This is a genomic window from Mesorhizobium sp. B264B1B (assembly GCF_020165765.1).
GTDB lineage: Bacteria > Pseudomonadota > Alphaproteobacteria > Rhizobiales > Rhizobiaceae > Mesorhizobium.
Genome location: NZ_JAIUIS010000001.1, coordinates 471,856 through 486,402 on the forward strand (window position 1 = coordinate 471,856; position 14,547 = coordinate 486,402).

The 14,547-nt window shown below is 63.3% G+C and carries 12 protein-coding genes; 7 read left to right on the forward strand and 5 right to left on the reverse strand.

Annotated features, from left to right (window positions below):
* Nucleotides 1-10: 10 nt before the first annotated feature.
* The 4 genes from LB547_RS02215 to LB547_RS02230 all read right to left on the reverse strand — a co-directional run bounded on the left by LB547_RS02215 (nucleotide 11) and on the right by LB547_RS02230 (nucleotide 4,353).
* Nucleotides 11-715 (reverse strand): cytochrome c oxidase subunit 3, encoded by a 705-nt coding sequence (locus tag LB547_RS02215; protein WP_140495793.1) that lies wholly within the window; start codon nucleotides 713-715, stop codon nucleotides 11-13.
* On the reverse strand, nucleotides 712-2,481 hold the full coding sequence (gene ctaD / locus LB547_RS02220; protein ID WP_140495794.1) for a cytochrome c oxidase subunit I: 1,770 nt from the start codon (nucleotides 2,479-2,481) through the stop codon (nucleotides 712-714). Before ctaD ends, LB547_RS02215 begins: the two co-directional genes overlap by 4 nt.
* Before the next feature lie 21 nt (nucleotides 2,482-2,502).
* A complete protein-coding gene (gene coxB / locus LB547_RS02225; protein ID WP_140495795.1) occupies nucleotides 2,503-3,387 on the reverse strand; it encodes a cytochrome c oxidase subunit II in 885 nt (294 codons plus the stop codon).
* A gap of 285 nt (nucleotides 3,388-3,672) precedes the next feature.
* A complete protein-coding gene (locus tag LB547_RS02230; RefSeq protein ID WP_140495796.1) occupies nucleotides 3,673-4,353 on the reverse strand; it encodes a GntR family transcriptional regulator in 681 nt (226 codons plus the stop codon).
* Between the two features lie 215 nt (nucleotides 4,354-4,568).
* On the opposite strand from LB547_RS02230, the gene LB547_RS02235 reads away from it, so the two are divergent.
* The 7 genes from LB547_RS02235 to LB547_RS02265 all read left to right on the forward strand — a co-directional run bounded on the left by LB547_RS02235 (nucleotide 4,569) and on the right by LB547_RS02265 (nucleotide 13,033).
* Complete coding sequence (locus tag LB547_RS02235) at nucleotides 4,569-5,696, forward strand: sugar ABC transporter substrate-binding protein (RefSeq protein ID WP_140762816.1); 1,128 nt, start codon at nucleotides 4,569-4,571, stop codon at nucleotides 5,694-5,696.
* A gap of 75 nt (nucleotides 5,697-5,771) precedes the next feature.
* Nucleotides 5,772-7,313: a sugar ABC transporter ATP-binding protein gene (locus tag LB547_RS02240; protein WP_140623498.1), complete on the forward strand. Its 1,542-nt coding sequence runs from the start codon at nucleotides 5,772-5,774 to the stop codon at nucleotides 7,311-7,313.
* Entirely contained in the window at nucleotides 7,310-9,376 is a 2,067-nt protein-coding gene (locus LB547_RS02245; protein WP_140762819.1) for an ABC transporter permease, read from the forward strand. The genes LB547_RS02240 and LB547_RS02245 overlap by 4 nt, the downstream gene beginning before the upstream one ends.
* Nucleotides 9,377-9,389: 13 nt before the next feature.
* Nucleotides 9,390-10,196, forward strand: coding sequence for an SDR family oxidoreductase (locus tag LB547_RS02250; RefSeq protein ID WP_140495799.1), 807 nt, complete (start codon nucleotides 9,390-9,392; stop codon nucleotides 10,194-10,196).
* 10 nt (nucleotides 10,197-10,206) lie between these two features.
* Entirely contained in the window at nucleotides 10,207-11,154 is a 948-nt protein-coding gene (locus LB547_RS02255; RefSeq protein ID WP_140517092.1) for a 3-hydroxyacyl-CoA dehydrogenase, read from the forward strand.
* Entirely contained in the window at nucleotides 11,151-12,113 is a 963-nt protein-coding gene (locus tag LB547_RS02260) for a 3-keto-5-aminohexanoate cleavage protein (RefSeq protein ID WP_140517090.1), read from the forward strand. The genes LB547_RS02255 and LB547_RS02260 overlap by 4 nt, the downstream gene beginning before the upstream one ends.
* Before the next feature lie 41 nt (nucleotides 12,114-12,154).
* Nucleotides 12,155-13,033, forward strand: coding sequence for an SMP-30/gluconolactonase/LRE family protein (locus LB547_RS02265; protein ID WP_140728906.1), 879 nt, complete (start codon nucleotides 12,155-12,157; stop codon nucleotides 13,031-13,033).
* Between the two features lie 195 nt (nucleotides 13,034-13,228).
* Here the strand turns inward: LB547_RS02265 and LB547_RS02270 are convergent, their stop codons facing one another.
* On the reverse strand, nucleotides 13,229-14,545 hold the full coding sequence (locus LB547_RS02270; RefSeq protein WP_140762822.1) for a M20 family metallopeptidase: 1,317 nt from the start codon (nucleotides 14,543-14,545) through the stop codon (nucleotides 13,229-13,231).
* Nucleotides 14,546-14,547: the final 2 nt, after the last annotated feature.

Consider the following 14,547-nt stretch of genomic DNA (forward strand, 5'->3'; position numbering starts at 1 on the left):
CCCGTTCCTCCTACGTCAGTAACCCCCGGCAAATATCGATGAAAGTCGCGGCCCAGCCGGCCAGAAGCGCGAAGATGGCAAGCCAGACGAAAAGCAGGAAATGCCAATACATGGCGCACAGCTCGACGCTGAGGCGAAGCCGCGCCGGCCTTGCCCCGTTCCAAGCGCCGACGGTTGTTCTGCCCAGGCCCACCAGTCCGCCCAGTATGTGCAGGCCATGCATTCCGGTAAGCAGGTAGAAGAAACTGTTGGCCGGATTGGAAGCCAGAAAGTAGCCATCGGCAGACAGCTCGCGCCAAGCCATAAACTGTCCAATCAGGAAGGAGAGCGCCGTGAACCCGGCGGTGGCAAGGCCGAGCTTAACCATGTCCATTTGACCCTTACGCGCCGCGAGCGAGGCGCATTGCAGCGCAATGCTGCTGAGGACCAGCATGCCGGTGTTGAACCAGAGCAGCCGCGGCAGCGGCAGCGCCTGCCAGTCCGACAGCGCCATGCGCATGAAGTAGGCGCTGGTGATCAGCGCGAACAGACAGCCGACGACCGCCAGGAAGACGCCGAGGCCGATCTTGGCGGTCGGTAGCGCCGATCCTTCCATACCAACAAAATCCCCGGCCATACCTTGCTCGAGCCATGGCTTGGTCATCAGCCGCTGGTGAGAAAGCCACCATCCGGCAAAACCGGCGATCACGAGCATGAAGACCAGAATGACGCTCATGCCGGCTCCTTGGAGGGACCGAAGGAGCCCGGTACGTTTTGCGGGATAAAGTCCTCCTTGGCGCCCGGTACGCTGTAGTCATAGGCCCAGCGATAGACGATCGGTAGGTCTTTGCCGAAATTGCCATGGGCCGGTGGTGTTTGCGGCGTCTGCCATTCGAGGGTCGTGGCCCGCCACGGGTTGCCGCCGGCCTCGCGGCCATGACGGATGCTCCAGATCAGATTGAACAGGAACACAATCTGGGCAAAGCCGACGATGAACGCCATGATGCTGATGAACGAGTTCAGATGGTGGGCCGATTCTGTCATCACCGTCATATCGGTCAGTTCATTGTAACGCCTGGGCACGCCCATCAGTCCGAGGTAGTGCATGGGAAAGAAAATCAGGTAGGCGCCGAGGAAGGTGACCCAGAAATGGAACCGGCCCAGCGCCTCGTTCAGCATCCGGCCGGTGACCTTCGGATACCAGTGGTAGATCGCACCGAAGATCACGATGATCGGCGCGACCCCCATGACCATATGGAAATGGGCAACGACGAACATCGTGTCCGACAGCGGGACGTCGACCACGACATTGCCAAGGAACAGCCCGGTCAACCCGCCATTGACGAAGGTGACGATGAAAGCCAGGGCAAATAGCATCGGTATGGTGAGGTGGATGTCGCCGCGCCACAACGTCAGCACCCAATTGTAGACCTTGATGGCGGTCGGAACCGCGATGATCAATGTCGTGGTGGCGAAGAAGAAACCGAAATAGGGATGCATGCCGCTGACATACATGTGGTGCGCCCAGACGACGAAGCTCAGCGCACCGATGCCGACGATGGCCCAGACCATCATGCGATAGCCAAAGATGTTCTTGCGCGCATGGGTGCTGATCAGGTCCGACACGATGCCGAAGGCCGGAAGGGCCACGATGTAGACTTCGGGATGGCCGAAGAACCAGAACAGATGCTGAAACAGGATCGGGCTGCCGCCATTATGCTGTAATTGCTCGCCCATTTCGACGATCGCCGGCATGAAGAAGCTGGTGCCGAGCGTCCGATCAAGCAGCATCATCACACAGGCGACGAATAGCGCCGGGAAGGCGAGCAGAGCCATGACGGTCGCGGTAAAGATGCCCCAGACAGTCAGCGGCAGACGCATCAGCGTCATGCCGCGCGTGCGGCCCTGCAACACCGTCACGACATAGTTCAGCCCGCCCATGGTGAAGCCGATGATGAACAGGATCAGTGAGACGAGCATCAGGATGATGCCCCAGTCCTGGCCCCCCGGTGTGCCGGTCATGATTGCCTGCGGCGGGTACAGCGTCCAGCCGGCCCCCGTCGGTCCGCCAGGCGCAAAGAAGCTCGACACCAAAACCAGCACGGCAAGCAGGTAGATCCAGTAGCTCAGCATGTTGACATAGGGAAAGACCATGTCGCGAGCCCCCACCATCAATGGGATCAGGTAGTTGCCGAAACCGCCGAGGAAGAGTGCCGTGAGCAGATAGATCACCATGATCATGCCGTGCATGGTGATGAACTGGTAGTAGGCTTCAGGCGTGATGAAGTCGAAGGTGCCGGGAAAGCCGAGTTGCAGCCGCATCAGCCAGGACAGCACCAGGGCGACCAGGCCAATTCCCGTTGCCGTCGCCGAATACTGGATGGCAATGACCTTGGCGTCCTGCGAGAAGACGTATTTCGTCCACCAACTGTGCGGATGATACAGTTCGACTTCCGCGACTTCGGCCGGCGGGATGGCATCTGCAGGGGTAATATCGACCATAGGAACACCTCCGTGTCCTTTTTAGCGAGACCCGACGGTTTCGAGCTTTGCTGCAATCCTCGAACTTGACACCGTCGTTGGACCCGACGCCTGGCTTGCCGAGCCCGTCTGCTGGGGCGCCGACAATTGCGCAAACGTCTGTTGCTGGCCAAGCCACGCCAGGTAATCCTCCTGCGTATCGACCATCACCACACCGTGCATCATCGGATGTCCTTGGCCGCAGAGTTCAGCGCACAGGACCTGGAAGGTTCCGGTTTTCGTTGGGGTGAACCAGAAGTAGGTGACCGAGCCCGGGATCATGTCCATTTTGGCGCGGAATTCCGGCACATAGAAATCATGCAGCACGTCGATCGAGCGAAGCAACATCTTGACCGGCTTGCCAACCGGCAGATGCAGATCGGCCGCTTCGACCACGACATCGTCCTGGCCATTGGAATCGCTGGTGATCACGCCCAACGGATTGTCAGCGGTGACGCCGCGGGTGTCGGACGTGCCGAGCTTGCCGTCCTTGCCGGGCAGGCGGAAACTCCATTGCCATTGCTGGCCGACAACTTCGACCACGGTTGCGTCGCTCGGAACGTTGACGAACCGGTTCCAGACGAACAGGCCGGGAACCAGCAAAGCCGTTACGCCGACCGCGGTGACAACCGTCAGCCAGGATTCGAGCCGCCTGTTCTCCGGTTCATACGCCGCCTGATTGCCTTCCCGATGACGGAAGCGGAAGACGCAATAGGCCATGAACAAAACCACGGCGGCAAAGACGACGCCGGTGATCCAGAAAGTTATGATGATGGTGTTGTCGATATAGTCCCAGTTCGAGGCAATCGGCGTCCACCACCATGGGCTCAGGAGGTGGAACAGCACCGAGCCCACAACTATTAAAACGAGTACAAGCGCGAAGGCCATGTCCCGTTCCTCCCGGCATTCCAGGGGCGCGAAGCCGTCTCCGGAAATGCCAAGTGCATCATAGCTTGATTTGGGGTCGCAATTCTAGAGCCGACTGTCTTGACGGGAAAAATCCCGCCTTGCCTGCGCCAACCCTTCGAGAGGAGCCGTCCATCACACACGGGGACGCGTTCGTCCGGCTGATGCGCCTGCGCCGGATCGTTTGGGCGAAGTCGACGGTGGGGTGTGCCAAGCCCGGCCGGCAGCCCGGATTTCGATCTTCGCGCCGACGAAGTTTCGTTTGTGCTATTTCAGCAGGCCGACCAGAACGTCGAAGGCGGCGTCGATGTCGGCGCGGACCGCGGCCTTGACCGCTTCCGCATCCCGGTCGCGCAACGCAGCGAACATCTCCTGATGGTGCGCATTGGCGGTCGAATAGTTTCCGGAATCGTGCAGCATGTTGAAATAAGGACTGATCTGCAGCCACAAGTTCTCGATGATGTTGAGAATGTTCTCGGAGCCGGCCGCCCGGTAGATGGAGAAATGAAAGGCGTAGTTGGCGCGCAGATAGGACTTGACGTCTCCCGCCGCATTGGCCTGTTCGAGCGCGTCCAGATGCTGGCGCAGCCGGGCGATAGCTTGGTCGTCCATACGCTCGGCCGCCCATGCGGCGGCGATCGCTTCGATCTCGAAGCGGACGTTTCTCAGATCGACGAGGCGTGTGCGGCTGAGTGCGGGAATGCCGATCGAGCGGCCTGAAACCACCATCAGCGCGTTGGCGGCGGTCAGCCGCCGCAGGGCCTCCCTGACCGGCATCGGACTGACGCCGAAAGCATCGGCAAGGCTTTGCACCGTTACCATCTCGCCCGGCACGATGCTGCCGTCGAGGATCAATTCGGTGACATGGCGATAGACCCTGTCCTGCAAGGTCTCCTTGGACAGGGGCGCGATCTCAACACCCGGCTTCCTGAACGCCGCTCCAGCCATCTCCCCTCAACCTTCCCGCGCAAGCTGCGCCATAACCCTATCCGGAATGCAGGCTTCCGGCTGCGGCGTCAAGCGCCCCGGCCGTCGCCTTGTCATGAGGATATTTCATCATTGATCTTTGATCAAATGGTGATACGGTTGCGATATCGGATGGCAAGGTCACGTCTCGTGCCCTTGGGAGGCATCCGATCGTTCGGATCGGGAGGAGTTTCATAATGGGTATCGGATTGAAAGCCCGGCGGCTTGCGCTGCTGGCCGGCATGGCTGCCTGTGCTTTTGGCATCTCCGCGGCCGAGGCCGCTGAAAAACACAAGATTTTTCTCAGCATGAGCTTCATCGGCAATGACTGGCAGGCCGAGGCGGCGAACATGGTCAAGGCGATGGCCGCGCACAAGAGCATGGTCGACAAGATCGACCTGCAGGTCCAGGTGGCCGGACCGAACGCGCAGCGCCAGATCCAGCAGATCAACGCCATGGTGCAGGCGGGAGCGGAGGCGATCGTGATCTATCCGATCTCGCCGACGGCGCTGAACCAGGTCGTCAAGAACGCTTGCGAGAAGGGGGTCAAGGTCTTCGCCTACGACGCCGAGATCACCGAGCCATGCGCTTACAATGTCCATATCGACCAGGAGGAGGCTGGCAGGGTGACAGCCGAATGGCTGGCCCAGAAGCTCAACGGCAAGGGCAACATCATCGCCGTGACCGGCGTTCCCGGCACTTCGGTCGATGACCTGCGCACCAAGGCCGCCAAGGCGGTCTTCGCCAAATATCCCGACATCAAGATCGTCGGCGAGGCGGTCGGCATGTGGAGCCAGGCCGTGGCACGCACCGAGCTTTCCAAGATTCTCGCCACGCGCAGCTGGGACGACATTAACGGGCTGTGGATGCAGGTGGGCTGCTTCACCGCCAATTCGATGCAGCTCGAGGCAGGCAGGAAAGCCGGCGCGCTTTTGCCTTGCGCCGGCGAAGGCTCCAATGGCGGCCGCATCCAGATGCTGCCGGAAGGCACGGAGGTCGAGGGCGCTGCTTCTCCCTACGCGCCGCTCGGCGCGCCGCGCATCTCCTATGCCTCGCCGCCTTATTCCGGCGCGCTCGCCTTGAAGCTCGCCATCGAGGCGCTCGAGGGCAAGGATGTGCCGAAAGCGACCATCCTGCCGCTGCCGATCGTCACCAACGAGACGATCAAGCTTTGCAACGAGGGCACCTGGGCGGAAATGAAGGCCGGATGCAACACCTTCAAGCCGTCGCTGGTTTCCAACCCAGGCTGGTTCGCGTCGATCTTCTCCGACCAGACGCCCGAGATCGGTCTCAACGCGGCGCTCGTCGGCCAGCCCGAGGAGTAGGCTTCAGCAATCCGTGCGCGTGGGGCACTGTGGGCTCCACGCGCCCGCAAGCATGGCATGCCGGAACCGGGAATGATGACTTCAACAACGCATGTGCCGGCTATTGCCGTTGACGGCATACGCAAGGCGTTTGGCGCCACGGTCGCGCTTGACGACGTCTCCTTCGCGATCTCGCCTGGCAGCGTGCACGCTTTGCTGGGTGAGAACGGCGCCGGCAAGTCGACGCTGGTCAAGCTCCTATCGGGACTGGTGCGGCCCGATCAGGGCCAAATCAGCATCCTTGGCGCGCCGGCCGCGCTCGGTTCGCCGCGCGCCGCGCACGACCGCGGGGTGCAGACGGCGTTCCAGGAGATGACGCTGGTCCGCGACCTCAGCGTTCTCGACAATATGCTGCTGCCCTATGCGCCATCCGGCCCGACCGGATTGATCAGGCGGTCGGCCGCGCGCAAGGCAGTCGGCCGGCACATTGCCGATCTCGGTTTTTCGGTCGATCTCGACGCCGAGGTTGCGACGCTCGATCTCGCGGTCCGCCAGAAGATCGAGATCGCGCGCGCCGTCTACCGCAAGCCGCGCATCCTGCTGCTGGACGAGCCGACCTCGACGCTTTCGGGCGGCGACGTCGAATGGCTGGGAACAATCATCGCGCGGCTCAAGGCCGCCGGAACGACGGTCGTGTTCATCACCCACCGCATGCGTGAGGTGCGGGCCTTCTGCGATACCTTGACCATCCTTCGGAATGGCCGCCACATCATCACCGCACCGGTGGCCGACATCTCGGATGAGGATGTGATCGAGAAGATCATCGGCCGCGCCCTCGCGCAGACCTTTCCGCCAAAGCCCGAGGGCGCGGCCGTCTTCGGTCCGCCGGTGCTCGGCGTGCGCGACCTCAAGGCGGGCAGAAAACTCGACGGCGCCAGTTTCGATTTGCGCAGGGGCGAAATCCTCGGCATCGCCGGACTTCAGGGTATGGGCCAGCTAGACCTGTTCCTCGCCTGCTTCGGCATGGCCGAGATCGAACGCGGCCACGTCATGGTCGACGGCCGCAAAGTGTGGCTCGGCTCGCCGGCCGATGCGCTGAGGCCCAACATGGCGATCGGGCTGGTGCCGGAGGATCGCAAGACCGAAGGCCTGTTCCTGAAATTGTCGGGCCGGCAGAATGCATCGCTGCCGGTGGTCGGCCGCTTCACCCGGCTCGGCTTGATCCGCGAGGAGGAGGAAGCACGCGCCGTGCAGGCGGCCTTCTCGACGGTCGAGGTGGACAACCGAGCGCTGTGGACAAGGGCAGGCGCCTTTTCCGGCGGCAACCAGCAGAAGATCGCCATCGCCAAGTGGCTGGTCGCCGAAAGCCGCATCCTGCTGCTCTTCGACCCGACCCGTGGCATCGATGTGGGCACCAAGCATGAGCTCTACGTGATGATGCGCAACTATGTGGCGGCGGGCGGCTCGATCCTGCTGCATTCGACCGAAATTCCCGAACTCGTCCATCAATGCGACCGCGTGCTCGTTCTCTATGACGGACGGCTGGTGGCCGAGCTCGCCGGCGACGAGATCACCGAGAGCGCGATCATGCGTCCGGCGCTGGGACATGGCGGCAATATGCTGGAGGCAGCACAGTGAGCGCGGTCGGTTCGACGGCAACCGGACAGGCCGGATCCCTGGTGCGCCTCCTGGCGCGGCATCGCGGCGCCATCATCGCGGCGATCGTCTTTGCAGTGCTGCTCGTCGTCGTCGACCTGATCAGCGCCGGGCGGCTCACCTATTTCGACATTTCGTTCCTGTCGAGCGGCGGCGCCACCTCGGCGCTGGCGGCGATGGGCCAGACCATCGTCATTCTGTCCGGCGGTTTCGATCTGTCGGCGGGCGCCGTGGTTTCGCTGGTCAATGTGGTGCTGGCCACGTCGATGGATCCGATGGCGACCGGAACGAGCGTCTGGCTGTGGACGATGGCCGGCATTGGCGTCGGCATGCTCGTCGGGGCGTTCAACGGCTTCTTCATCGCGGTGCTGCGCATGCAGCCCATCGTCGTCACGCTGTCGACCATGTTCATCTTGCAAGGCATCACACTGCTGGTCATGGACAAGCCCGGCGGCTTCGTCTCGCCCGATCTCGGTTCTTTCTATCTCGGCGATGCGATCCCGGGCTGGTTGCCCATGCCGCTGGTCGTCATCGGCATGGTCCTGCTGGCATGGTTCTGGCTGAAAGGCACGCGGTTCGGCACGGCGCTTTACGCGGTCGGCAGCGATCCAGACGCTGCGGCCGCGGTCGGCGTGCGCGTCGCTCTCGTGCGCTTCCTCGTCTATGTCATCGCCGGCGGCTGCTACGGGCTTGCCGGCGTGTTCATCAGCGCCCAGACCGGCAGCGGCGATCCGCTGGTCGGCAATCCGCTGCTGTTGTCGATATTCGCCGCCGTCGTGGTCGGCGGCACGCGGCTCGGCGGCGGGCAGGGTGGTCCGTTCGGCACCGTCTTCGGCGCCTATATCCTGATGATGGTCGTCAACGTCCTGCTCGTGCTCAACGTCTCGGCCTATTATTCGACCATTGCCGAGGGCACCATCCTGATCCTTGCCGTGCTCGCGGGCTCGCTGTCGCATGGCTCCGTCCTCGCCTACCAAATCCGCGCCTTGCGCGCGCGGCTCGCCGCCTGGCGTGCCGGCATGCTGCCGTCGCAACTCGATCCCACCGACCGCAGATTGCGCATCGCTCACAAAACGCCCATTCCAGGACAGGCGCCCGGCTTTCGCGTGCGCAATGCCGAGGCGCTGCGCTACGCGCTGCCGGCCTATGTCTGCCTGGCCGTCGTCATGATCGTCACCCAGATCTGGCTCGGCCGGGCCATCTTCAATCCCACCTACTGGAACTCGCTGTTCGTGCTGTCGAGTTTCCTTGCCGTGCTTGCGCTCGGGCAGGGCAGCGTCATTCTCACCGGCGGGCTCGACTTGTCGGTGCCGTGGACCATCGGCCTGTCGGGCATCCTCCTTGCCGGCATGGTCAACGGATCGGACGCGGCACTCGCCTATGCGCTGCCTGTGGTGCTCGCCATCGCCTGTCTTATCGGATTGGCGAACGGCATTGGCATCGTTTTCCTCGGCATCTCGCCGATCGTCATGACGCTCGCCACCAACGGCATCCTGCAAGGTTTCGCGCTTCTCTATTCGCAAGGCACGCCGGCCGGCTTCTCCTCGCCGATGCTGCGCTGGTTCATGACCGGCAAGATATGGGTGGTGACGCCGGTCGTGCCATTCATGATCGTCTTCGTGGTCTTTGCGGTGCTGCTGCTCGGCCGTACCGCCTTCGGCCGCAAGGTCTACGGCATCGGCAACAGCCTGCGCGCGGCCCAGCTCTCGGGCATCGCCGTCGGACGGACGCTGATTTTCGTCTACATGCTGTCGGCATTGTGTGCGGCGATCGTCGGCGTCATGCTAACCGGCTTTTCAGGCCAGGCCAGCCTTGGCATGGGTGACGACTATCTCCTGCCATCCATCGCCGTTGTCGTGGTCGGCGGTGCGCTGATCACCGGCGGGCGCGGCCACTATCTCGGCATGCTCGGCGGCGTGCTGCTTTTGACGGCGCTGCAGATGCTTCTGGCCGGCACGACGCTGCCCTACGCCACACGGGCGATCCTGTTCGGGCTGGTGGTGCTCGGCGCCGTCATGGCGCTGCGCGAAAGACGCATACAATGAAGGGAATGGAATCATGAGCACGAGCGCACCCAAATCGCCCGACGAATTCCTGGCGGGGCTCAAAGGGCAACGTGTCCTGGTCACGGCGGGCGCCGGCGGCATTGGCTTCGCCATTGCCGAAACGCTGTCGCGGCTCGGTGCGCGCATCGTCGTCTGCGATGTGTCCGACGAAGCCCTGGCGGCCGCCCCCAAGAAGATGGCGCTCGTCGCAGCGGTCAAGGCCGACGTGTCGCGCGACGACGATGTCGACCGGCTGTTCGAGGCGGTGGAGGAGAAACTCGGCGGCCTCGACGCACTGATCAACAATGCCGGCATCGCCGGGCCGACCGGCGGCGTCGACGAAATCGATCCGGCCGACTGGAGGCGCTGTCTCGACATCGGCCTGACCGGCCAGTTCCTGTGCGCACGGCGCGCCGTGCCGCTCATCAAGGGGGCCGGCGGCGGTTCGATCGTCTCGATGTCGTCGGCGGCCGGCCGCCACGGCTATGCGTTCCGCACGCCCTATTCGGCGGCCAAATTCGGCGTCATCGGCTTCACGCAGAGCCTTGCCAAGGAGCTTGGGCCGCACGGGATCAGGGTCAACGCCATCCTGCCGGGCATCATAGAGGGGCCGCGCATCGAGAGCGTTATCTCGGCACGCGCCAAACAGGTCGGCATCAGCCATCAGGAGATGACCGAACGCTATTTGCAGAACATCTCGTTGCGCCGCATGACCAGCCCGTACGACGTGGCTTCGATGGTCGCATTCCTGCTGTCCGACGCGGGCATCAACATTTCAGGCCAGTCGCTCGGCGTCGACGGCAACGTCGAAACGCTTTGAGGAGCAAGCCATGGCCAGGGTTGCAATTGTCGGAAGCGGGTTCATCGGACGGGCATGGGCGATCAGCTTCGCGCGCGCCGGCCATGATGTGCGCATGTGGGACCAGTCGCCGGTCGCGGCAGGCGGCGCGCGAGACTACATAGAAGGTGTGCTCGGCGATCTCGCTTCGAATGATCTGCTGCGCGGACAGACCGCGCACGCGGTGCTCGAGCGCATCGTCGTCATGGGAGACTTGGACGCGGCTCTGGCCGGCGCCGTGCATATCCAGGAGAACACACCGGAAAATCTCGAAGTGAAGCGCGAGGTGTTTTCGCGGATCGATTCCCTCTCTGATCCGCAGGCGGTGATCGCCAGCTCCACCTCGGCGCTGCTGCCGTCGAAATTCACCGATCATCTCCCGGGGCGGCACCGCTGCCTGGTCGTGCATCCGATCAACCCGCCCTACCTCATTCCGGCGGCGGAGGTGGTGCCGGCGCCGTGGACGTCCGCCGAGACGCTCGAAAGGACGCGCGCCTTCCTCCTCGATGCCGGCCACGCGCCGCTGGTGATGAAGCGCGAGCTCGACGGCTTCATCATGAACCGGCTGCAAGGGGCGCTGCTCGAGGAAGCTTTCCGGCTTGTCGCCGACGGCTATGCCAGCGTCGAGGACGTCGATATCGGCATCCGCGACGGGCTGGCGCTGCGCTGGTCGTTCATGGGGCCCTTCGAGACCATCGATCTCAACGCGCCGGGCGGCGTGCGCGACTATGCCGAGCGCTACCAGGGCATCTATTCCAATATTTTCCCGCAGATGCTGCGTCGCGTCGACTGGGCGGGCGAGGTGATGGAAACCGTCGAGGCCGAGCGTAGCAGGCGCTTGCCCAGGGAGAAACTGGGCGATCGGCAGGTATGGCGCGATCGCCGGCTGATGGCGCTGGCGGCGCACAAGAAGAAATCGGATCAGGAGTTCGGACAATGAAAGAAACCAGCCGCAAGCCCGGCGCCACGGCGGCCAGGGGCAAGGTCATCATCACCTGCGCGGTGACGGGGGCGATCCACACGCCGACCATGTCGCCCTATTTGCCGATCACGCCGGACCAGATCGCCTCGGAGGCGATCGCCGCCGCGGAAGCCGGCGCCGCGATCCTGCATCTGCATGCCCGCGATCCGGAGACCGGCAAGCCCGACCAGACGCCGGAGGCCTTTGCCCGTTTCCTGCCGCGCGTCAAGCAAGGCACCAACGCCGCCATCAACATCACCACCGGCGGCAGCCCCTACATGAAGGTCGAGGAGCGGGTGCGCCCGGCCGCCCAGTTCAAGCCGGAGGTAGCCTCGCTCAATATGGGCTCGATCAATTTCGGGCTCTATCACCTCGCCGACAAATACGAGACCTTCAAGTTCGACTGGGAAAAGCCGCATCTGGAAGCGACGCGCGACCTCGTCTTCCGCAACTCGTTCAAGGACATTGAGTACATTCTCGCGACTTGCTACGACAACGGCACGCGGTTCGAGTTCGAGTGCTATGACATCGCGCATCTCTACAATCTCTCCCACTTCGCAGACCGTGGGCTGGTGAAACCGCCCTTCTTCGTGCAGTCGGTGTTCGGCCTGCTGGGCGGCATCGGCACGCATCCGGAGGATGTCGCGCATATGAAGCGCACAGCGGACCGGCTGTTCGGGGACCAGTTCCGCTGGTCGGTGCTCGGCGCCGGCGCCAGCCAGTTGCGCATCGCCGCGCAGTCGGCGGCCCTCGGCGGCAATATCCGGGTCGGGCTGGAGGACAGCCTGTGGGCCGGCAGGGGCAAGCTTGCCAAGTCGAATGCCGAACAGGTCGTGCTGGCACGCAAGATCATCGAAGGGCTCGGCATGGAGGTGGCGACGCCGGACGAGGCGCGCGAGATCCTGTCACTGAAAGGCGGCGACAAGGTCGCTTTTTGACGCGGCCAATCGCTGCGCGAGCCAACAAAGAGGAGGACGGCATGAAGATCGAAGTCGTGGTGGACGTAAAGACCACGCTGGGCGAGGGACCGCTCTGGGACGTCGAGCAGGAGCGCCTCTACTGGATCGACAGTTTCGACGGGCGCGTCTTCCGCGCGACCGCCGACGGGCGCGAGATCCGCTGCTGGGACGTGCCGATGAAAATCGGCTCGATGGCGCTGCGCAAGGATGGCAGCGGCGCTGTCGTCTCGTTGCAGCGCGGTTTCCATCTGCTCGATTTCGCCACCGGCGAGGTGACGCTGATCCACGATCCGGAGCCGGACAAGCCGATGAACCGTCTCAACGACGGCAAGGTCGACCGGCGCGGCCGCTTCTTCGCCGGCTCGATGGACACGATGGAAGAGGGGCCCTCCGGCGGCCTTTACAGGCTCGATCCGGATTTCTCCGTCACCAGGATCGATTCCGGCATCATCTGCTCCAACGGTCCATGCTGGAGCCCCGACGACCGCACCTTCTATTTCGCCGACACCTGGACCGGCGAGATCTGGGCCTATGATTACGACATCGAGACCGGTACGGCCAGCAACCGCCGCACCTTCGTTCGCGTCGATACCAGCCGCGGTGGTGCCGCCGACGGCTCGACCGTCGATGCCGAAGGCTGTCTGTGGAATGCGCTGGTCTATGACGGCCGCCTGGTGCGCTACGCGCCGGACGGCAGCATAGACCGTATCATCGACATGCCGGTGAAGAAGATCACCAGCGCCATGTTCGGCGGACCGAAGCTCGACACGCTCTACGTCACCTCGATGGCCAAGCCGCCGCTGCCGCGTTTTCCCGGCGATGGCGTGCTGCGCGGCAGCCTGTTCGCCATCACCGGCCTTGGCGTGACCGGAGTTCCCGAGCCGAGGTTTGGTGGCTGACGGGCGGCCTCTTAGAGCGGTTCACCGTTTCATGGAAACGGCGAACCGCTCTATCTCTTTGTTTTTGCGCAATTCCATAGGGAAAGCGCTACGCGCTTTTCCCGGGAAAACCGTACACACTTTTCCTGGAATTGCTCTCGCCGCTCCTCCCGGACGTCTTCCGCAAACTTCCTGCCGCTCGCAGTCAGCTAAAAACTATCGGCACCATTTCTCCACCGCTAAGGCGATGGCCTTCGTGCAGTCGACGAGATCGCGCACCGAAACGCGCTCGTTCGGCTGATGCGCCTGCGCCGGATCGCCAGGACCGAAGTTGACGGTCGGGGTGTTGCCCAGGCCGGTCGGCAGGCCGATGTCGCTGTGTGCGCCGAAGCCGCTCAGGGCCGGCGACAGGTCGGCTGCTTTGACGGCCTCCTGGAACAGGCCGACAAAGGGGTTGTCCGACGGGATCTCGGCGCAATCGGCATCGAGGATCCATTCGACACGGGCAGGGTGCTTTCGCAGATAAGGATCCGCCTGGCAGACATTGGCGATGTGCTCTTCGATTTCGCGTTTGACATTGCCGCCCAGCCTGAACTCGTCATGCTCGCTCGGCAGATACTGTGCGTCGATGATGATCTCGCCGCGTCCTGCCATGGAGGATGGATGTTCGCCGGCATTGATCTGGGTGACGATGATCTGGTTGGGCAGGTCCATCAGCGGGTGGTTCTTCCTGGGATCGAACATCCATCGCCGGTTGAGGATGTCGATGCCGTCGAGGATCTGCCGGCAAAGCTGGACGGCGTCGACCGGGCCGCTCGAATACCAGGCGTTCGGCGTCAGTTCGGCATGGCCGCCTATGCCGTCGATGATGATCTTGCCCCACAGAATGCCGTGACAAAGCGGTGCGATCCTGTTCGCCGTCGGTTCCGTCATGATGCCGGCGTCGGCGCGAAAGCCGCGATCAACCATGGCGAGCGACCCCATGCCGCCGATTTCCTCGTCGACGACGGTGGTGAAGACGACGTCGCCGGAGAGGGAAACGTCGAGTTCCTTCAGGATTTCGACCGCCATCAGCATGCAAGCGACGCCGCCCTTCATGTCGACCGTGCCGCGACCGTGCAGGAATCCATCTTTCAGGACAGGCTGGAAGGGATCGGTGGTCCAGTGCCCGGCGGCACCCGGCGGCACGACGTCGATATGGCCGGTCAGCATGATGGACCGCCCGCCGCCGGTGCCTTTCAAAACGCCGCCGAGATTGGGCCGGCCCTCGAACGTCCTGCCCTTGTTGGCGCCGGCACGTCGCTTGTATTTTTCGTAGAGTGCCGGGCCGTCTGGATCCCAGAGATCGGTCGAGAAGCCGAGTGCCTCAAGGCGCTTTTGCAGGTAGAGCTGGCAATCCCGCTCGCCGGGGCCGGCCTCCTTCGGATTCGATTTCACGATCGAAGGGAAGGCGACGAGATCGCTCAGCGTCTTAACGATGCGCTCGGCGGCTGCCTCGACGCGCGCGGCGATGGTCTCTTCCATGGAAGGCATTG